General features: G+C 62.2%; 16 protein-coding genes. 12 read left to right on the forward strand and 4 right to left on the reverse strand.

Annotated features, from left to right (window positions below; genetic code table 11):
* Positions 1-11 precede the first annotated feature (11 nt).
* The 11 genes from choW (at position 12) to yccS (ending at position 16229) form a co-directional block, all read left to right on the forward strand.
* Positions 12-857 carry a choline ABC transporter permease subunit gene (gene choW, locus VQ575_RS24775; protein WP_039590603.1) on the forward strand — a complete coding sequence of 282 codons (846 nt, stop codon included), beginning with the start codon at positions 12-14 and terminating at the stop codon, positions 855-857.
* Positions 854-2032, forward strand: a complete 1179-nt coding sequence (choV, locus tag VQ575_RS24780) for a choline ABC transporter ATP-binding protein (RefSeq protein ID WP_039590601.1) — start codon at positions 854-856, stop codon at positions 2030-2032. Before choW ends, choV begins: the two co-directional genes overlap by 4 nt.
* A 274-nt stretch (positions 2033-2306) precedes the next feature.
* The gene (betI, locus tag VQ575_RS24785) at positions 2307-2927 is read left to right on the forward strand and encodes a transcriptional regulator BetI (RefSeq protein WP_039590600.1); all 621 of its coding nucleotides are present in this window, start codon (positions 2307-2309) and stop codon (positions 2925-2927) included.
* A gap of 79 nt (positions 2928-3006) precedes the next feature.
* The gene (betB, locus tag VQ575_RS24790) at positions 3007-4479 is read left to right on the forward strand and encodes a betaine-aldehyde dehydrogenase (RefSeq protein WP_039590599.1); all 1473 of its coding nucleotides are present in this window, start codon (positions 3007-3009) and stop codon (positions 4477-4479) included.
* A gap of 213 nt (positions 4480-4692) precedes the next feature.
* The gene (gene betA / locus VQ575_RS24795; protein ID WP_325918610.1) at positions 4693-6396 is read left to right on the forward strand and encodes a choline dehydrogenase; all 1704 of its coding nucleotides are present in this window, start codon (positions 4693-4695) and stop codon (positions 6394-6396) included.
* A 278-nt stretch (positions 6397-6674) separates the two neighbouring features.
* On the forward strand, positions 6675-8117 hold the full coding sequence (locus VQ575_RS24800; RefSeq protein ID WP_039590594.1) for a TldD/PmbA family protein: 1443 nt from the start codon (positions 6675-6677) through the stop codon (positions 8115-8117).
* The gene (locus tag VQ575_RS24805; protein ID WP_325918612.1) at positions 8117-9454 is read left to right on the forward strand and encodes a TldD/PmbA family protein; all 1338 of its coding nucleotides are present in this window, start codon (positions 8117-8119) and stop codon (positions 9452-9454) included. The genes VQ575_RS24800 and VQ575_RS24805 overlap by 1 nt, the downstream gene beginning before the upstream one ends.
* A gap of 92 nt (positions 9455-9546) precedes the next feature.
* Positions 9547-10974, forward strand: a complete 1428-nt coding sequence (gene mdtD / locus VQ575_RS24810; RefSeq protein ID WP_325918614.1) for a multidrug transporter subunit MdtD — start codon at positions 9547-9549, stop codon at positions 10972-10974.
* A 215-nt stretch (positions 10975-11189) separates the two neighbouring features.
* Entirely contained in the window at positions 11190-12527 is a 1338-nt protein-coding gene (gene dbpA, locus VQ575_RS24815; RefSeq protein ID WP_230633492.1) for an ATP-dependent RNA helicase DbpA, read from the forward strand.
* A 66-nt stretch (positions 12528-12593) separates the two neighbouring features.
* Entirely contained in the window at positions 12594-13772 is a 1179-nt protein-coding gene (locus VQ575_RS24820; RefSeq protein WP_045157172.1) for a BaiN/RdsA family NAD(P)/FAD-dependent oxidoreductase, read from the forward strand.
* Positions 13773-14045: 273 nt separating this feature from the next.
* Positions 14046-16229, forward strand: a complete 2184-nt coding sequence (gene yccS / locus VQ575_RS24825; protein WP_325918616.1) for a YccS family putative transporter — start codon at positions 14046-14048, stop codon at positions 16227-16229.
* 68 nt (positions 16230-16297) lie between these two features.
* On the opposite strand, the gene VQ575_RS24830 is transcribed toward yccS, so the two are convergent.
* A complete protein-coding gene (locus VQ575_RS24830; RefSeq protein ID WP_198724005.1) occupies positions 16298-17035 on the reverse strand; it encodes a substrate-binding periplasmic protein in 738 nt (245 codons plus the stop codon).
* A 260-nt stretch (positions 17036-17295) separates the two neighbouring features.
* On the opposite strand from VQ575_RS24830, the gene VQ575_RS24835 reads away from it, so the two are divergent.
* Positions 17296-17748, forward strand: coding sequence for a GNAT family N-acetyltransferase (locus tag VQ575_RS24835; RefSeq protein ID WP_039590581.1), 453 nt, complete (start codon positions 17296-17298; stop codon positions 17746-17748).
* A 108-nt stretch (positions 17749-17856) separates the two neighbouring features.
* On the opposite strand, the gene VQ575_RS24840 is transcribed toward VQ575_RS24835, so the two are convergent.
* Genes VQ575_RS24840 through VQ575_RS24850 form a run of 3 tightly spaced genes read right to left on the reverse strand, consistent with a single transcriptional unit; the run spans position 17857 to position 20827 of the window.
* The gene (locus VQ575_RS24840) at positions 17857-18153 is read right to left on the reverse strand and encodes a winged helix-turn-helix domain-containing protein (RefSeq protein ID WP_039590580.1); all 297 of its coding nucleotides are present in this window, start codon (positions 18151-18153) and stop codon (positions 17857-17859) included.
* Between the two features lie 4 nt (positions 18154-18157).
* Positions 18158-18661 (reverse strand): M48 metallopeptidase family protein, encoded by a 504-nt coding sequence (locus VQ575_RS24845; RefSeq protein WP_325918618.1) that lies wholly within the window; start codon positions 18659-18661, stop codon positions 18158-18160.
* 42 nt (positions 18662-18703) lie between these two features.
* The gene (locus VQ575_RS24850; protein ID WP_325918620.1) at positions 18704-20827 is read right to left on the reverse strand and encodes a putative bifunctional diguanylate cyclase/phosphodiesterase; all 2124 of its coding nucleotides are present in this window, start codon (positions 20825-20827) and stop codon (positions 18704-18706) included.
* Between the last annotated feature and the right edge of the window lie 242 nt (positions 20828-21069).

A 21069-nucleotide genomic window follows, 5' to 3' on the forward strand; every position in this document is an offset into this window, starting at 1 on the left:
CGTTCACTACCATGCTTATTGATCAGAAAATACCCTTGGGCCAGTACATCGCGGGCTTTGTCGAATGGTTGACGCAAAACGGCGCCAACACCTTCGACGCAATCGCGATGTTCCTGGAAACGATGATTCACGGCGTGACGTTTGCGCTGACCTGGTTCAATCCACTGGTGCTTATCGGCCTCATCGCGCTACTGGCGCATTTCATCCAGCGCAAATGGGGCCTGACCGTTTTCGTCATCGCGTCCTTCTTGTTGATCCTCAATCTGGGTTACTGGCAAGAGACCATGGAAACCCTCGCCCAGGTGCTGTTCGCGACCCTGGTCTGCGTCTTGATCGGCGTGCCGCTGGGCATTGTTGCCGCGCACAAGCCGATGTTCTACACGATGATGCGTCCGGTACTCGATCTGATGCAGACGGTACCGACCTTCGTCTACCTCATTCCTACCCTGACCCTTTTCGGTCTGGGTGTGGTCCCGGGCCTGATCTCCACGGTGGTGTTCGCAATTGCCGCGCCCATCCGCCTGACCTACCTGGGCATCCGCGACGTTCCGGACGAACTGATGGACGCCGGCAAAGCCTTCGGCTGTTCCCGTCGCCAGCTCCTGTCGCGCATCGAATTGCCGCACGCCATGCCAAGCATCGCCGCAGGCATCACCCAATGCATCATGTTGTCGTTGTCGATGGTGGTGATCGCGGCGCTGGTCGGTGCCGACGGGCTGGGTAAACCCGTGGTCAACGCACTGAACACCGCTGATATCGCCCTGGGCTTCGAAGCCGGCCTGGCGATCGTATTGCTGGCGATCATGCTCGACCGAATCTGCAAACAACCCGACGCCAAAGTAGGGGGTGACGCATGAGCATAATTCGCTTTGAAGACGTTGACGTGATCTTCGCCCGGGACCCTCGCGAGGCCCTGAAGCTGCTTGACAAGGGCATGACCCGCAACGAAATCCTGAAGAAGACCGGGCAGATCGTCGGCGTGGAAAAGGCCAGCCTCGACATCGAAAAAGGCGAGATCTGTGTGCTGATGGGCCTGTCCGGCTCCGGCAAATCCAGCCTGCTGCGCTGCATCAACGGCTTGAACACGGTGAGTCGCGGCAAACTGTTCGTCGAGCACGAAGGCCGGCAGATCGACATCGCCTCCTGCACCCCCGCCGAACTGAAGATGATGCGCACCAAGCGCATCGCCATGGTGTTCCAGAAGTTCGCCCTGATGCCTTGGCTGACGGTGCGCGAGAACATCAGCTTCGGCCTGGAAATGCAGGGCCGGCCGGAGAAGGAACGCAAGAAGCTGGTGGATGAGAAACTTGAGCTTGTGGGCCTGACCCAGTGGCGCAACAAGAAACCCGACGAGCTGTCCGGCGGTATGCAACAACGCGTCGGCCTGGCCCGCGCCCTGGCGATGGACGCCGACATCCTGCTGATGGACGAACCGTTCTCGGCCCTCGATCCGTTGATCCGCCAAGGCCTGCAGGACGAACTGCTGGAGCTGCAGCGCAAGCTGAGCAAGACCATCGTGTTCGTCAGCCACGACCTGGACGAGGCCCTGAAACTGGGCAGCCGCATCGCCATCATGAAAGACGGGCGCATCATCCAGTACAGCAAGCCGGAACAAATCGTACTGAACCCGGCGGACGACTATGTGCGCACCTTCGTCGCCCATACCAACCCGCTCAACGTGCTCTGCGGTCGCAGCCTGATGCGCACCCTGGACAACTGCAAGCGCATCAACGGTTCGGTGTGCCTGGACCCGGGCGGTGACTCCTGGCTCGACCTGGCCGAAGGCAACACCATCAAGGGCGCCCGGCAGAACGGCGCCGCGCTGGACCTGCAAAACTGGGCGCCGGGGCAATCCGTCGAAGGCCTGGGCCGTTTCCCGACCCTGGTCGACTCCAGCATCGGCATGCGCGACGCCTTGCAGATCCGCTACCAGACCGGCAACAAACTGGTGCTCCACGATAACCAGAAAGTGGTCGGGATCCTGGGTGACAGCGAGCTGTATCACGCGTTGCTCGGCAAGAACCTGGGCTGAGCCCTCGCAAACAAGAACGCCGCGAGATGATCGCGGCGTTTTTGTTTGGGGTGCCAACTGCTGACAAGCCTTCCAGCCATCAGGCGCATTTGGCCTACATGCCAACCGACGAGTGTTATAAAGACATCCCCAAAAGTCCTCGCCCCGGCAAATAGCGACGACTTGTCATAGAACTTATTTTTTGTTGATTGAACGTTCAATCAAAACAAAATAGACTGGCTTTCGTTCCGGCAGACGACATTCGTGCGCCGGATGGCCTAAGGAGATGTGCTAGATGCCCAAGGTCGGTATGCAACCCATCCGCCGCCAGCAATTGATCGAAGCCACTTTGCAGGCCGTCGATCAGGTCGGAATGGGGGACGCCAGCATTGCGCTGATCGCCCGTTTGGCCGGAGTTTCGAACGGCATCATCAGTCACTACTTTCAGGACAAGAACGGCCTGATCGCGGCTACGGCCCAGTACCTGATGACTGTCCTGAGCGAGAACGTCACCGCGCGTCGTCAAGCGCTGACGGACTCGAGCCCGCGAGCTCACCTGAAGGTGATCATCGAAGGCAACTTCGACGCCAGCCAGGTCAACGGCCCGGCAATGAAAACCTGGCTGGCCTTCTGGGCCACCAGCATGCACCACCCGTCTTTGCACAGGTTGCAGCGGATCAACGATCACCGTCTGTATTCCAACCTGTGTTGCCAGTTCCGCCGCGTGTTGCCTGTCGACCAGGCGCGCAGTGCGGCTCGGGGCCTGGCCGCCCTGATTGACGGGTTGTGGCTGCGCGGCGCGCTGTCGGGAGACGCGTTCGATACCGCCCAGGCACACCAGATCGCTTACGAATACATGGATTTCCAATTGGCCAAGGCAGGGGCGCCAGAGCACACAGAACCGCTCGACGCCTGAACCGCCACCGCAGCGCGTAGTCAGCTATAAACGACACGCTCGGTGGTCAGCCAACCACTTATGCACTTGCGAGGACTTTATGGCCCGTTTCGAACTGCAAAAACTCTACATCGATGGCGCGTACAGCGATGCCAGCGGCGACGCCACTTTCGAAGCCATCAACCCGGCCAATGGTGAAGTGCTCGCCCTGGTGCAACGCGCGACGAAAGAAGACGTCGAACGCGCCGTGGTCAGTGCCGAAAAGGGCCAGAAAGTCTGGGCCGCCATGACCGCCATGCAGCGCTCGCGCATCCTGCGTCGTGCCGTGGACATTCTGCGCGAACGCAACGATGAGCTGGCCGCCCTGGAAACCCTGGACACCGGCAAGGCCTACTCCGAAACCCGCTACGTCGACATCGTCACCGGTGCCGACGTGCTGGAATATTACGCAGGCCTGGTGCCTGCCATCGAAGGCGAACAGGTTCCGCTGCGCACCACTTCATTCGTCTACACCCGCCGCGAGCCCCTGGGCGTGGTGGCCGGTATCGGCGCCTGGAACTACCCGATCCAGATCGCCCTTTGGAAATCCGCCCCGGCCCTGGCTGCGGGTAACGCGATGATCTTCAAGCCAAGCGAAGTCACCTCGCTGACCACTCTGAAACTGGCCGAGATCTACACCGAAGCCGGCGTTCCAGCAGGTGTATTCAACGTGTTGACCGGCAGCGGCCGTGAAGTCGGCACCTGGCTGACCGAACACCCGCGCATCGAGAAAATCTCCTTCACCGGCGGCACCGATACCGGCAAGAAAGTCATGGCCAGCGCTTCGAGCTCCTCGCTCAAGGACGTGACCATGGAGCTGGGCGGCAAGTCGCCGCTGATCATCTTCGACGACGCCGACCTGGATCGCGCCGCCGACACCGCGATGATGGCCAACTTCTACAGCTCCGGCCAGGTCTGCACCAACGGCACCCGCGTGTTCGTGCCGAGCCACCTCAAGGCGGCGTTCGAAGCCAAGATCGCCGAGCGCGTGGCGCGCATCCGCATCGGTAATCCAGAAGATGAAAATACCAATTTCGGCCCGCTGGTGAGCTTCGCCCACATGGAAAGCGTGCTGGGCTATATCGAGAAAGGCAAAGCCGAAGGCGCGCGCCTGCTGTGCGGCGGTGGTCGCCTGACCGACGGCGAATTCGCCAAGGGCGCGTTCGTCGCCCCGACCGTGTTCACCGATTGCACCGATGACATGACCATCGTGCGTGAAGAGATCTTCGGCCCGGTGATGAGCATCCTCACCTATGAAACCGAAGAAGAAGTGATCCGTCGTGCCAACGACACCGACTTCGGCCTGGCCGCCGGCGTCGTGACCCGCGACCTCAACCGCGCCCACCGCGTGATCCACGAGCTCGAAGCCGGCATCTGCTGGATCAACGCCTGGGGCGAATCGGCGGCGCAAATGCCCGTCGGCGGCTACAAGCAATCGGGTGTAGGTCGCGAGAACGGCATCAGTTCGCTGACCAACTACACCCGCATCAAGTCGGTGCAGGTCGAGATGGGCGACTACACGTCGGTGTTCTGATCTGACACCGAACCTGGGGCTGGGGCTTTTGTGGCGAGGGAGCTTGCTCCCGCTGTGCTGCGAAGCGGCCCCAACTTCAAGTCCCAGACCATTCAGACAGAACACGGTCGCCCTGTTTGCGACTGCTACGCAGCCGGCCGGGGATAAATCCCCTCGCCACAGGTAGCACAGGCGACCGCGACCTGAACCCAATTCCCGAAGAGGGTGCATTTCATGTCCCAAGAATTCGATTACATCATCATCGGTGCCGGCTCGGCCGGTAACACTCTGGCCAGCCGCCTGACCGAAGACGAAGGCGTCACCGTCCTGCTGCTCGAAGCCGGCGGCCCGGATTATCGCCTGGACTTCCGCACCCAGATGCCCGCTGCCCTGGCATTCCCTCTCCAAGGCCGTCGCTACAACTGGGCCTACGAGACCGACCCCGAGCCGCACATGAACGGCCGCCGCATGGAATGCGGTCGTGGCAAGGGCCTGGGCGGTTCTTCGCTGATCAACGGCATGTGCTACATCCGCGGCAACGCCCTGGATTACGACAACTGGGCCAAGCTGCCGGGCCTGGAAGACTGGACCTACCTCGATTGCCTGCCGTATTTCCGCAAGGCCGAAACCCGCGACATCGGCCCGAATGACTACCACGGCGGCGACGGCCCGGTCAGCGTGACCACGCCCAAGGCCGGCAACAACCCGCTGTTCCACGCCATGGTCGAAGCCGGCGTGCAGGCCGGTTACCCGCGCACCGAAGACCTCAACGGCTACCAGCAGGAAGGTTTCGGCCCGATGGACCGTACCGTCACGCCCAACGGCCGTCGCGCCAGTACCGCACGCGGCTACCTGGACGTCGCCAAGAAGCGCTCGACACTGACCATCGTCACCCACGCCCTGACCGACAAGATCCTGTTCGAAGGCAAGCGCGCGGTCGGCGTGCGTTACCTGGTGGGCGCCGCTGAAGAGCGCGTCGAGGCCCGGGCGCGCAAGGAAGTGCTGCTGTGCTCCGGCGCCATCGCCTCGCCGCAGATCCTGCAACGCTCCGGCGTCGGCCCGGCCAAGCTGCTGGAACGCCTCGACATCCCCGTCGTCCACGACCTGCCGGGCGTCGGTGAAAACCTCCAGGATCACCTGGAGCTGTACCTGCAATACGCCTGCACCCAACCGGTCTCGCTGTACCCGTCGCTGCTCTGGTACAACCAGCCGGCCATCGGTGCCGAGTGGCTGTTCAACGGCACCGGCATCGGCGCCAGCAACCAGTTCGAAGCCGGCGGTTTCATCCGCACACGCCCGGATTTCGAATGGCCGAACATCCAGTACCACTTCTTGCCGGTGGCGATTAACTACAACGGCAGCAACGGTGTGAAGGAACACGGTTTCCAGGCGCACATGGGCTCCATGCGCTCGCCGAGCCGTGGTCGGATCCAGGCCAAGTCCAAGGACCCGCGCCAGCACCCGAGCATCCTGTTCAACTACATGGCGACCGAGCAGGACTGGCAGGAATTTCGCGACGGCATCCGCCTGACCCGCGAGATCATGCAGCAGCCGGCGCTCGATCCGTTCCGCGGCAGGGAAATCAGCCCGGGGATCGAGGTGCAGACGGACGAGCAACTGGACCAGTTCATCCGCGAGCACGCCGAAACCGCGTTCCACCCATCCTGCTCGTGCAAGATGGGCACCGACGACATGGCCGTGGTGGACGGCGAAGGCCGCGTGCATGGCATGGAAGGCTTGCGCGTGGTCGACGCCTCGATCATGCCGATCATCACCACCGGCAACCTCAACGCGCCGACGATCATGATGGCCGAGAAAATCGCCGACAGGATCCGCGGCCGCAAGCCGTTGCCTCGCAGCACCGCGCCTTACTACGTAGCCGGCGATGCACCGGTGCGTGGCAAGCCGTTGCGTGAAGTGACCACGGCAGTGCAGTAACCACTCAAGACCGAGGCGCGGTCTTCGTCGGATCGCCGCCCGGAGCAGGCTCGCTTCCACAGGGGTTCTGAGGTGGACACAGGTTTTGTGACCACCGACGATCCCAACGTGGGAGCGACCCTGCTCGCGAAGGGGCCAGCCCATCCAGCATGGTCTCTGACTGCCGCATCGCAAAACTCCCATCTGCCTTGATCCCTCCCCCGCCCCAGGCCTACTCTAGAGCCACCGCGTCACTGCGCCGCACCTCGCTGCATCGCCACTCCAGACAAGGAGGTTCCATGTTCGACTTCCACCCCCAGCTCAAGCAGCGTTTTGCTGCCTTGCGCACGGGCGCTGAATTCTTTTCCCTGCGTTACGTGCGCGAGTCCGGCCAACACTTGTCGGTGCGCAAGAATGTCGCCGAACCGCCCAGCCTGGGCCATGACGAAGGGGCGATGCTCACCGTGAGGGTCAACGGGGTCGAGGCGTACGCTGCTACCAACGACCTGTCCCAGACCGGCCTGCAATCGGCACTGGAGCGCGCCGAGCAATACGCTCGCCAGCTCAAGCCCCACGCCCTGCTCGACCTGCGCGAGCAGACGGTGTCCAGCGACCGCGCCGATTACTTTTCGCCGCATTTCGACCAGGCGTTCCCTGCGCTGAGCGATTGTTACCAATTGCTCGGCGACGAGTCCGCCGCAGTGCCCCAGGACGAGCGCCTGGTGAACTGGCAAGCCAGCATCGGCCTGACCCAGGTCGAGCAGATCTACCTCAATAGCGCCGGCGCTGAACTGCGCCAGGCCCAACGTTTCATCTATCCGGCCCTGGACGTCACCGCCTTCGACGGCCAGGACAGCCAGACCCGCACCCTGGGCCGGGAAAACTTCGGCCAGCAAGGAGGCTTCGACGTGATCAGCCGTTGCGGCCTGATCGGCGCCGGGCCAAAAATCGCCGACCAGGCCCTGCAGCTGCTGATGGCGCCAAACACCCCGGCAGGCCCACGCGACCTTCTGCTGATGCCCGACCAGATGATGCTGCAGATCCACGAGTCCATCGGCCACCCGCTGGAACTGGACCGCATCCTCGGTGATGAGCGCAATTACGCCGGCACCAGTTTCGTCAGGACCAGCGATTTCGGACACTTGCAATACGGCTCCCGCCTGCTGAACGTAACCTTCGACCCGGACATTCCCGAGGAGCTGGCGAGTTACAGCCATGACGACGACGGCAGCGCCGCCAGCAAGCAATTCCTCATCCGCGAAGGCCTGCTGCTGCGTCCACTGGGCGGGGCACTTTCACAGTTCCGTGCCGGCCTCGACGGTGTCGCGAACAGCCGCGCCTGCGGCTGGAATCGGCCGCCCATCGACCGCATGGCCAACCTGAACATCGAGCCCGGCGACCAATCCCTGGAGCAACTGATCCAGGGCATCGAGCACGGCGTGCTGATGCGCACCAACCGTTCCTGGTCCATCGACGACGCCCGCAACAAATTCCAGTTCGGCTGCGAATGGGGCCAGTTGATCGAGAACGGCGAGCTCAAGGGCGTGGTGAAGAACCCCAACTACCGAGGTATTTCCGCGCAGTTCTGGAAAAGCCTGCGCGCCGTGGGCGACGCCAGCACCTCCCAGGTCCTCGGCACGCCGAATTGCGGCAAGGGCGAACCGAACCAGGTCATCCGCGTCGGCCATGCGTCGCCGGCCTGCGTATTCAGCAACGTGGATGTGTTTGGGGGAGATGCCTGATGAGCACCGTCAATAATCAAGCTGGGGCGTTCAAGGCACTGGTCGACTGGTTGCGCGACGCGCTGCACGAGCCTGAGCAATTCACCCTGGGCTACGCCGCCGAAACGTCGGCCTTCGTGCGCTTCAACCATGGCAAGGTCCGCCAGGCCGGCCAGGTGCAACAGGCCAATGTCAGTTTCAAGTTGATCAATGACGGCCGTCATGCCGACCTGCAGATCACCTTGTCCGGCGACACCGAGACCGACCTGCGACGCTTGGCCGACGGGCTGCAACAATTGCGCGAGACATTGCCGCTGCTGCCAGCCGATCCCTACCTGCTGCTCAACCACAACCATTGGCAGAGCACCAACGTGCAGGACCATCCGCTGCCGGACACCGACCAGGCCGTCGCTGAAATCACCCGCGCCGCCGAAGGCCTGGACCTGGTCGGTTTTTACGCCGCAGGTCCCATCAGCCGTGGCTTCGCCAGTTCGTCTGGCGCGTTCGGCTGGCATCAGGCCAACAGTTTCAACTTCGATTTCAGCCTGTTCCATGAAAATGGCCAGGCGGTGAAAGCCAGCTACGCCGGGCACGAGTGGAGCCACGACGGATTCGCCCGGCGCTTCGAGCAGGCCCGCGAGCAACTGGAATTCCTCGGTCGCCCGCTGCGCACCCTACCGCCTGGCGGATACCGCGCCTACCTGGCGCCGGCTGCGCTGGAAGAAATCATGGGCATGCTCAGTTGGGGCGGGTTCTCGGCCCGGGCAATTGCCAGCAAACAAAGCCCGCTGCAGAAGTTCTATGCCGGCGAAGCCCACTTCAGCCCCAACGTGTGGTTGACCGAGCAAGTCAGCGGCTCGTTGAGCCCGGCATTTTCCGACGAAGGTTATCCCCGCGATGACTTGGGGCTGATCGCCAAGGGCACGGCTAACGCGCAGTTGGTCAACTCCCGCAGCGCCGCCGAATACGGCCTCGCCGCCAACGGCGCAAGCAGCTACGAATACCCCACGGCGCTGGACATGCAGGGTGGGCAACTGGAGCAGAAGTACATCCTCGAAGAACTCGGCACCGGGCTGTATATCAGTAACCTCTGGTACCTGAACTACTCGGACCAACCGGCGGCGCGACTGACCGGCATGACCCGCTTTGCCACGTTCTGGGTCGAGAACGGTCGGATCCAGGCACCGGTGAGCACGATGCGTTTCGACGACAGCGTCTACAGCCTGCTCGGCTCGCAACTCGAAGCGCTGACCCGGGAGCGGGAACTCCTGCTCTCGGCCAGCACCTACAGCCAGCGGGCCACGGCCTCGATGTTGTTGCCGGGGGCGCTGGTCAAACGGTTGACATTGACGCTGTGACACGCGGCCCCCCGCGGCGAGGGAGCTTGCTCTCTCGCCACAAAAAGCGTTTTCGCCACAGGAAATTGTTCACTTTCCATCCAAGAGGTCCCATGCCCAACCGCGCTCCCCTCGACGCCGTCACCGCCCGCTGGCTCCCGTGGGTGGTGGCGATCGCTTTCTTCATGCAGTCCCTGGACGGCACCATCCTCAATACCGCCCTGCCCGCCATGGCCAACGACCTGGCGGAAAACCCGCTGCGCATGCAGGGTGTGATCATTGCCTACATGCTCACCGTCGCCTTGCTGATCCCTGCCTCGGGCTGGATCGCCGACCGCTTCGGCACCAAGAAGATTTTCTTCGGCGCGATCCTGCTGTTCAGCTTCGGCTCGCTGCTGTGCGCCTTGTCCAATTCGTTGAGCATGCTGATCGGCGCCCGGGTGATCCAAGGCCTGGGCGGTGCGCTGATGCTGCCGGTGGGGCGGCTGGTGGTATTGCGGGCCTATCCACGCTCGGAGCTCGTGCGGATCATGGGCTTCATCACCATCCCCGGCCTGCTCGGCCCGCTGATCGGCCCGACCATGGGCGGCTGGATGGTCGAATACATGACCTGGCATTGGATCTTCATCATCAATCTGCCGGTGGGTGTGATCGGCTGCTACGCGGTGTGGAAGTTCATCCCAGACCTGCGCGGCACTGAGCGCACACGCTTCGATGGCCTGGGTTTCCTGTTGTTCGGTGCGGCAATGGTGCTGATCACCATCGCCATGGAAGGCCTGGGGGAACTGCACCTGCCGCACCTGCGGGTGATGTTGCTGCTGTTCGGCGGCATGGCCTGCCTGGCGGCGTATTGGTTGCGGGCCGGGCACGTCGAGAACGCGCTGTTCCCACCGTCATTGTTCAAGACCCGGACCTTTGCGGTGGGCATCCTCGGCAATCTGTTCGCGCGCCTGGGCAGCGGCGCCCTGCCGTTCCTGGTGCCGTTGTTGTTGCAAGTCGCCTTGGGTTATTCGCCCTCCCAGGCCGGGATGAGCATGCTGCCCCTGGCGGCCGCAGCGATGGTCGCCAAATCGGTCGCCCGGCCGCTGATCGAACGCTTCGGCTATCGCATCGTCCTGACCGCCAATACCCTGGCCCTGGGCGTGATGCTGGCGAGCATGGGCTTGGTCAGCGAGCAGACACCGTACTGGCTGTTGCTCGCGCATCTGGCAGTGCTGGGAGCGATCAACTCGCTTCAATTCACCGCGATGAACACCGTGACCTTGATCGACCTGGACGACGCCAGCGCCAGCAGCGGCAACAGCTTGTTGTCGGTGGTGGCGCAACTGTCCCTGAGCCTGGGCGTGGCTTGCGCCGGGGCCTTGCTCGGCGGCTTCACCGCCCAGGTTGGCAATGACGGCGTGGACACGGTGCTGGGCGCGTTCCAATTGACCTTCGTGACGGTGGGGATCATGGCGATGCTGGCGGCGACGATCTTTTCGCAACTGTCGAAGCAGGACGGGCGGCGGCAGAAGCGACCGGATGAGCACATCGAGCATTAAGCTGAGCTCAGCGGGCAGGCCGGTTTGGGGGCGCTTCGCACCCCAGCGGGAGCAAGCTCCCTCGCCACAGGGCTCCGCGGTCTGGCTACACAGCTCGTCCAGATCTTTCGAAGAAAGTGGCACGAGGCTGTTACACTGCGCGACATTTTGTTTTGCAGGCCCGTCCCGTGACCACCATCGCCACCGCTTTTAATACTTTGCCGCTGTCCGCCGCCATGCTGGCTAACCTCGAATCACTCGGTTATGCCCAGATGACGCCGATCCAGGCGCAAAGCTTGCCGGTGATCCTCAAGGGTATGGACCTGATCGCCCAGGCCAAGACCGGCAGCGGCAAGACCGCAGCCTTCGGCATCGGCCTGCTGAACCCGATCAACCCGCGCTATTTCGGCTGCCAGGCCCTGGTGATATGCCCGACCCGTGAGCTGGCCGACCAGGTCGCCAAGGAAATCCGCCGCCTGGCCCGTGCCGAAGACAACATCAAGGTCCTGACCCTGTGCGGCGGCGTGTCCTTCGGCCCGCAGATCGCCTCCCTCGAACACGGCGCCCATATCATCGTCGGCACGCCAGGCCGGATCCAGCAGCACCTGCGCAAGGGTTCGCTGGTGCTCGACGGCCTTAACACGCTGATCCTCGACGAAGCCGACCGCATGCTCGACATGGGTTTTTATGACGCCATCGAAGACATCATCCAGCAGACCCCGGAACGCCGCCAGACGCTGCTGTTCTCCGCCACTTACCCGGTGGGCATCAAGCAACTCGCCTCCAAGTTCATGCGTGACCCGCAGCAAGTGAAGGCCGAGGCATTCCACTCCGACGCGCAGATCGAGCAACGCTTCTACGAGATCTCCCCCGAGGAGCGCATGGACGCGGTGGTCAAGGTGCTGGCGCATTTCCGTCCGGCCTCTTGCGTGGCGTTCTGCTTCACCAAGCAGCAGGTCCAGGAAACCGTCGATCACCTGACGGCCAAGGGCATCTCTGCCGTGGGCCTGCACGGCGACCTGGAACAGCGTGACCGCGACCAGGTGCTGGCGATGTTCGCCAACCGCAGCACCTCGGTGCTGGTGGCCACCGACGTGGCGGCCCGCGGCCTGGACATCGATGCCTTGGACATGGTGATCAACGTCGAGCTGGCCCGCGACTCGGAAATTCACATCCACCGTGTCGGCCGCACCGGTCGCGCCGGTGAGAAAGGCATCGCCATCAGCCTGGTGGCGCCGTCCGAAGCCCACCGCGCCCAGGCCATCGAGCAACTGCAGAAGGCGCCGCTGAGCTGGGACCAACTGGACAACCTCAAGCCCCAGGGCGGCGGCCCGCTGCTACCGGCCATGAGTACGCTGTGCATCGGCGCCGGGCGCAAGGACAAGGTCCGCCCCGGCGACATCCTCGGCGCCCTGACCGGCGAGGCCGGCATCCCTGGCGCCCAGGTCGGCAAGATTGCGATCTTCGATTTCCAGGCCTACGTGGCGGTGGAACGCGGCATCGCCAAACAGGCCCTGCAACGCCTGAACGATGGCAAGATCAAGGGCCGGTCGTTGCGGGTGCGGATCCTCTGATTCCAGTTGACTCCCTTGCCACAAAAGCCCCTACCCCGCCGACCATCGAAACTTGAGGACACCGTTTTGCGCTCTACCGAAGTCGTGATCATTGGCGCTGGCGCCGCGGGCTTGATGTGCGCGCTGACCGCTGCCGGACGCGGGCGCCAGGTAATGTTGCTGGACCACGCCAACAAGGCCGGCAAGAAAATTCTCATGTCGGGCGGTGGGCGCTGCAATTTCACCAACATGTACACCGAGCCGGGCAATTTCCTCTCGCAGAACCCACACTTCTGCAAATCCGCCCTGGCCCGCTACACCCAGTGGGATTTCATCGCGCTGGTGGCCAAGCACGGTGTGCCCTATCACGAGAAAAAGCTCGGCCAGCTGTTCTGCGATAACAAGTCCAGCGACATCCTTGGCCTGCTGCTGGAAGAATGCGACCAGGCCGGCGTCAACCTGCACTTGGATACCTCGATCGAGCAGATCGAAAAGACCGAGGGCGGCTATCAATTGCAGACCACCCTTGGGCCCGTCGCCTGCCAGTCCCTGGTGATCGCCACCGGCGGGCTATCGATCCCGACCCTGGGCGCGACCGGTTTCGGCTATCAAGTAGCGAAGCAGTTCGGCCATCAACTGTTGCCGACCCGCGCCGGGCTGGTGCCGTTCACCATTACCGATCAGCTCAAGGCACTGTGCACCGAGCTGTCGGGTACATCGGTGGATTGCCTGGTGAGCTGCAACGACCAGAGCTTTCGCGAGAACATCCTGTTCACCCATCGCGGCCTGAGCGGCCCGGCGATCCTGCAGATTTCGTCGTTTTGGGAGCCAGGGGACACGGTGCAGATCAACCTGCTGCCCGACCACGACGTGCCGCAATGGCTGCAACAGCAACAGGCCGAACGCCCCAACAGTGAGCTGAAGACCCTACTGGGCGAGCTGTTCACAAAGAAAATGGCCAACCTGCTGGCAGACACCTGGTTCGCCTCCAAACCGATGAAGCAGTATACCCACGCGGAACTGGCGGACATCGCCGAGAAGCTGGCGAGCTGGAACGTGGTTCCGGCCGGCACCGAAGGCTACCGCACCGCCGAAGTCACCCTTGGCGGCGTCGACACCCGTGAAGTGTCGTCCAAGACCATGGAGTCGCTGAAAAGCCCGGGGCTGTATTTCATTGGCGAGGTGCTGGACGTCACCGGGCACCTCGGCGGGTTCAATTTCCAATGGGCCTGGGCTTCGGGGTATGCGGCGGCGCAGTACGTCTGATTCCCCATGTTGAGCCTGCTTCTGAGGCGAGCGAGCTTGCTTTCGCTCGACTGCGCAGTAATCGCAGAACAGGCACCACACTCTGTCTGAATAGACACAGCTCATAAGGAAGGGGCTGCTTCAGCCCAGCGGGAGCAAGCTCCCACGCCACAGGGTAGAGGTGTGTCCTTCGCATGCCGGAACACTTTTTGCTGCCAGATGTGATCGCCGCCATTGCATCGGCGTCCTTACTGCCTCAACTTAGCGTCATTGCCCGTCAGGCCCTTGCACTTCATGTCATCGACCTCGTTTAGCCAATCACTGCGTCGCCTTTGGGCGTTGGACAAGTTCAGTTATAGCGTGCGGGTGTTCATCGCCCTGACCGGCAGCATGGGCCTGTGCTGGTACCTGGATGAGATGGCGCTGCTGATTCCCCTGTTCCTGGGCATTATCGCCAGCGCCTTGGCCGAGACCGACGACAGTTGGCAGGGCCGTCTCAATGCGCTGGCGGTGACATTAGTGTGCTTCAGCGTTGCCGCGCTGTCGGTGGAATTACTGTTTCCCTACCCGATCCTGTTCATTGTCGCCCTGGCGTTGGCGGCATTTGGCCTGACCATGCTCGGCGCGCTGGGTGAGCGTTATGGGGCGATTGCCTCGGCGACCCTGATTCTCTCGGTCTACACCATGATCGGCGTGGACCAGCGCGGTGGCGCGGTCACCGATTTCTGGCATGAACCCTTGCTCCTGGTGGCGGGCGCCGCCTGGTACGGCCTCCTCTCGGTGCTGTGGCAAGCGCTGTTTTCCAACCAGCCCGTGCAGCAGAGCCTGGCGCGCCTTTTCCGTGAGCTGGGGCGCTACCTGAAGCTCAAGTCATTGCTGCTCGAACCGGTCCGCCAGCTGGACATCGAAGCGCGACGCCTGGAGCTGGCCCAGCAGAACGGCCGGGTGGTCGCCGCACTCAACAGTGCGAAGGAAATCATCCTGCACCGCGTTGGCAATGGCCGGCCGGGTTCGAAAGTCAGCCGCTACCTGAAACTCTATTTTCTCGCGCAAGACATCCATGAACGCGCGAGCTCTTCCCATTACCCCTATAACGCGCTGGCCGAAGCCTTCTTCCACAGCGATGTGCTGTTCCGCTGCCAGCGCCTGCTGCGCCAACAGGGCAAGGCCTGCCAGGCACTGGCCGAGTCGATCCAACTACGCCAACCGTTCGTGTACGACGACAGCTTCGCCGATGCCCTGAACGATCTGCATGCGTCCCTTGAACACCTGCGCATCCAGAGCAACCCGGCCTGGCGCGGGTTGCTGCGCTCGTTGCGGGCGCTGTCGGTGAACCTGGGCACGATGGACCGCCTGCTCAGCGACGCAAGCAACCCCGACGCCCTGGCCGATGCTACCGATAGCAGCCTGCTGGACCGTTCTCCGCGCAACCTCAAGGACGTCTGGCTACGCCTGCGCACACAACTCACCCCCACTTCGCTGTTGTTTCGCCATGCCCTGCGCCTGCCGCTGGCGCTGAGCGTCGGCTACGCCATGGTGCACTTGATCCACCCTTCCCAGGGCTACTGGATCATCCTCACCACATTGTTCGTCTGCCAACCCAACTACGGCGCCACCCGACGCAAGCTCGGCCAGCGGATCATCGGCACCGCCATCGGCCTGACGGTGGCCTGGGCACTGTTCGACCTGTTTCCCAACCCGCTGGTGCAATCGTGCTTCGCCATCGTCGCCGGCGTCATCTTCTTTACCAACCGCACCACCCGCTACACCCTCGCGACTGCCGCGATCACGATCATGGTGCTGTTCTGTTTCAACCAGGTGGGCGACGGCTACGGACTGCTGTTGCCACGGCTGTTCGATACCTTGCTGGGCAGCCTGATTGCCGGGCTGGCGGTGTTCCTGTTCCTGCCTGACTGGCAAGGTCGGCGGCTGAACAAAGTGCTGGCCAACACCCTGACCTGCAACAGCATCTATTTGCGGCAGATCATGCAGCAATACGCGGCAGGGAAAAGCGATGACCTGGCCTATCGCCTGGCCCGGCGCAACGCCCATAACGCCGACGCGGCGCTGTCCACCACGTTGGCGAACATGCTGATGGAGCCTGGCCATTTCCGTAAGGAAGCCGATGTCGGGTTCCGCTTCCTGGTGCTCTCCCATACCCTGCTCAGCTACCTGTCGGGCTTGGGCGCCCACCGGGGCACTGAGCTACCGACTGAGGTGCGCGAGTACCTGATCGACGGCGCGGGCGTAAAACTGGCGGCCAGCATCGATGAAATCGCCCAGGGGCTGGCGAGCAAACAGCCGATCGCCATCCAGAGTGACGAAGAAGAAGCCCTCGCCAGCAAGCTTGAGCAAATGCCCGATGAAATCGACGAAGGCCAGCGGCTGGTGCAGACGCAACTGGCATTGATCTGCCGCCAGTTGGGGCCGTTGCGCACCTTGGCGGCGCATCTGATCAAGGACACCAGTGGGGCTTGAGCGTTGCGACGGCCAAACCGGCCCCTTCGCCTGTAGGCTCGCGAAGGGCTATCAGCCACGCTGCGGTCTCACATCCCATGCGCCTTCAATAGCCGCTGATAACTCCCATCGGCCTTCATCGCCGCGATCTCGCGATCAAAGCCGGCCACGATCTGCTCATGCTCGGGGTTCTTCAGGCTGACCAGGATGTGCAGGCTGTTTTCGCTCAACGGCTTGGGCAGGAACTCCACGGCATTGCGCACCTTGGGGGACTCATGGGCCAGGTAGTAACGGGCGACGTACTCATCCTCCAGGGTCAGCTTCACCCGGTCGGCGGCCAGCATGCGCACGGCCATCGCGAAATTATGCACAGGGACCTTCTGCATCTGCGCATCCTCATCGAACGCCTTGGCGTAGGCGTAGCCGCGCACCACGGCGATGGGGTAGGCGTACAGCTGCTGGAGATTGTCGAACTCGATGGCCGCGTCCTTGCGCTTGATGAAGCGCACGCGATTGACGAGGTACTCTGCGGAAAACTGACCGATATGGGTGCGGTCTTCGGCGTACCAGGCATTGATCAGCACGTCATAGCGCCCTTCGCCGATACCCAGCATCGCCCGGGCCCAGGGCACCTGCTCGAAGTCGCTGGCATAACCGGCCCGCGCCAGCGCAGTGGTGACGATGTCGGTGGCCAAGCCGCCATTGACCAGCGTCGAATCGGTGAAAGGTGGCCAGGCATCCGCGACCAGACGCAATTTCTGCGCGCAAGCGTGGTGGCTCAGCAACAGCAATCCGACCAAAGCAAGAGCTCGATGCAATCGCGGCATGCCAAACATCCTTGACGGGTTCAAAGCCCGGTTTGTTTTTAGCCGAAACCCAAGGATGTCCTGGGACATCCGGTCCTAACGTTAGCTCATCGAAACCGTTGCGCAGTGCTGAAATCAAGATTACACAAAGAAGACAGGGCCGCGACACATCCATGATGGCATTTTGGCCTTTGTCGCAGATTTTTCGTCTAACCCCGCAAGAGACTTCCGACGCAAGGGCGCCTAATATCGGCATCAGGTTCTCAAGGAAATTCAAAAAAATGGACATCGACTGGGTCTGCAAACATCACAACGACCTGAACAAGGAACAGCTGTACGCCATCCTCAAGTTGCGCGCCGAGGTCTTCGTGGTGGAACAGAACTGCGCCTACCAGGATGTCGACGGGCTGGACCTGGAAGGCGACACCTGCCACCTGATGGCTTGGCGGGACAATCGCCTGATTGCCTACCTGCGCTTGCTCGATCCACATTCGCAAAACAGCGACGTCGTCATCGGCCGGGTGGTCATCGCGCCAGAAGCGCGCGGCCAAGGGCTGGGGCATATGCTGATGGAGCACGCCCTCCAGCAAGCGGAAAAGCACTGGCCGGGGACGTCGATCTCATTATCGGCCCAGGCGCATCTGCAGGGGTATTACGGGCGGTATGGGTTTGAGGTGGTGGGGGTGGAATATCTGGAGGATGGGATTCCACATATAGGCATGCATCGTCCCTGAGGTCCGCTTCGCGAGGGAGCCCGCTCCCACAGGAGTACGCATTTCAAATGTGGGGGCCTGCTCCGGGCGGCGATCCGACGAAGGCGCCAGGCGAGCCATTCTCAACATTCAGGGATAACCAAGCACCGTCTTGATCGGCTCCAGGTTCTGCTCGATCCATCCCCGATCGATCGCCCCCCAATCACGAATCCGATACTGCCCGGCATGGTTGCGCGCGCCTTTCTCTTGCTCGAATTCACAAATGATGTCCAGGTCCGCCAACGCCGCAACAGTGTCCTGGGCCGTACGCCGGGGCATGCCGGTGGCTTCGGTAAGGGCCGGGATGTTGCTGGCCAGACCGCTGTCGATCAGGTAAGCCACATACAGGCGGCGATAAAAGCTGCTCTTGGTTTTGCTGACGTCCATCCGCTCATTCCTCGTCTTGTTGCAGGTCTCGCCAGGTCAGGTACACCCGCAGGTCGAATTCCAACTGGTGATAGCCCGGCAGCATGTGTTCGCAGAGTTTATAGAACGCCTTGTTGTGGTCCGACTCCTTGAAGTGGGCCAGTTCGTGCACCACGATCATCTTCAGGAACTCGGGCGCCGCGTCCTTGAACAACGAGGCAATGCGGATTTCCTTCTTGGCCTTGAGCTTGCCGCCCTGCACCCGCGACACCGCCGTGTGCAGGCCGAGTGCGCGGTGGGTCAGGTCGAGACGGTTGTCGAACAGCACCTTGTCGATCGCCGGTGCGTTTCGCAGGTATTGCTGCTTGAGATCCAGCGCATAACCGTACAATGCCTTGTCGCTCTGGATGGGGTGGCGACCGGGATAACGCTGGTGCAGGTAATCGCCCAGCCGATCCTGGGCAATCAATTGCTCCACCTGGGCTTGCAGCGCGGCGGGATAGGCCTGGAGGTACTTGAGCGGGGTCATCGGGCGCCAACACAATCACGAAAGGCCGCCAGTGTAGCGAATTCAGGCCTGTATCGCGCTCCAGTCGAATGGACGGGCAAACGCATCGGTATCCTCGGCCATCAAGGGCCTCGCCACTAAAAAGCCCTGAACATATTCACAACCGTGATTCTTGAGCCACTGGTATTGCGCCGCTGTTTCAACCCCCTCGGCGATGACTCTCAAGCCCAACTGCCCGCATAGATCGATGACCGAGGCGGCCAACGCGGCATCCCGTGGCGAGTCCGGCAAGCGTGCGATCAAATGCCGGTCGAGCTTGAGCGTATCGATCTCGAGGTCTCGCAGATGCGCCAGCGAGCAAGGGCCCGAGCCAAAATCGTCCAACGCCACCCGCACCCCGAGGTGACGCAGCAGCCGCAACTGTTTGTGCGTCTCGTCAGGGTTGCGCATCAGCGCATCTTCAGTCACCTCGACTTCCAGTTGCCGGGGCTTCAACGCATGGCGCTCCAGGACCTGGCGCAATTCGGTGACCAGGTTGGGCATGCCGAACTGGGTGCTGCTCAAGCTCACGCCCAAGACCAGATCATCCGCGAATACGCGTTCCCAGACTTTACGCTGGGCCGCGCTGCGATGATAAATCCAGCTACCCAGCCGGCTGATCAACCGCACCTCTTCCAGCAACGGCAGGAACAAGCCCGGCGGCACATCGCCGACGCTCGGATGCTGCCAGCGCAACAGCGCCTCGAAGCCGCGGGTGCGTCCATCGCGGATGCTCACCTGCGGCTGGTAGACCATATTGAAGTCGCGGTTCTCGATAGCCGAACGCACGCTCTCTTCCAGCATCAGGCGTGAACGGGCCCGACCGTTCATTTCGTGGTCGTAGAAACGATACTGCTGGCGACCGGCGCGCTTGGCTTCGTACATGGCAATGTCGGAGGCGCGCAGCAAACCGTCGAGGTTGGACCCGCAGTCCGGATAGGTCGCGATACCAATGCTGGCCCCCAGCGCCACGTCCATGCCGTCGATCTGCTGGCAGACCGAAACCCGCTCGATGAGCTTTTCGGCGATTTTCGCCGCCTGTTCGGGCAGTTCCAGATCCAACAGCGCCGTGAATTCATCACCGCCGAGCCGCGCCAGGATGTCGAACGGACGCAGGCACGCCTTCAGCTGTTCCGAGACCCAGCGCAGCACTCGGTCACCGGCATCATGGCCCAAGGAATCATTGACCCGCTTGAAACCATCGAGGTCCAGGTACAACAACACCCAGTTGCTTTCCAGACGCTCGCTGCGCATCAGCAGGTTTTCGGCCGTCTGATAGAACCCGCGACGATTAAGCAGGCCGGTGAGGGGATCCGTGACGGCCTGGAACTCGAGCTGCTGGTGCAGGTGGCGTACCACAGACATGTCCTGGAGCGTGACAACCATGGCCTTCTGTTCCATCGGCAGCGGCGCGCAGGACAAGGCCACCGACACCTGCTGGCCAGGCGCGGTGCGCAAGACGGCATCGTGCAGCCGCCAGGTTTCGCCACGCCGATAGGCGGTATGGATCGCGGAATCAAGCCATTCCGGGATATGAGGCTTCTGCAGGAAATCGAGGAACGCCATGCCTTGCAATCGCTCGGCGGTGGCGTTGAGCAAGCGGCAGGTGGAAGGGTTGGCGAAACGGATACACCCGCTCTCGTCCACTACCAGGATTCCTTCGGCGGCGTTATCCAGCACCGAGGCGTTGAAGGCACGGGCGGCCTCCAAATCCTGACTCAGACGCTGCAAGGCCCGACGATTGCGCTGATGCTCCAGCAGGGCGTGCACCTTGGGCTTGAGGATCTGCGGGTCGAATGGCTTGAACAGGTAGTCCACCGCGCCACTGGCGTAGCCCTTGATCACCGCATCCTGGGATTGTTCATTGGCCGTCAGGAAGATGATCGGCGTGAGCCGCGTGCGCTGGCTGCCGCGCATCAGGCGCGCCACTTCGAAGCCGTCCATGTCCGGCATCTGCACATCCAGCAGCACCAGGTCGATATCGTGTTCGAGCAGCAGGTTAAGGGCCTCCACACCCGAGGACGCGGTCATCACCTGCCAATCCTGACGCTGCAATAACGCTCGCATGCTGAGCAGGTTTTCAGGGTAGTCATCGACAATCAAAAGGACAGAGCTGTCTTCGCCAAACGGGGGTTGCGCGCATTCCATGCTGCTTCTCTTATCGGGGCGCCATGTCCGTCTTGCTCGCAAGACGGACAACATACAGTGATCTCACTCTAGACCGGGATTTTGAAAAGCAGTAGGTGTCATCGCGCCATCATCCAGACAAAGCCCGAAATAGCCGACTAACGGTCACCCCTCTCAGGCACAAAAGCTGCAACGACACCGCTGACAGTCAATTGACGTCAAACAATCGCCGAGCGGTCAACAAGAAAAGCCCCTATCCAGCG

It is taken from the genome of Pseudomonas frederiksbergensis (assembly GCF_035751725.1).
GTDB lineage: Bacteria > Pseudomonadota > Gammaproteobacteria > Pseudomonadales > Pseudomonadaceae > Aquipseudomonas > Aquipseudomonas frederiksbergensis_A.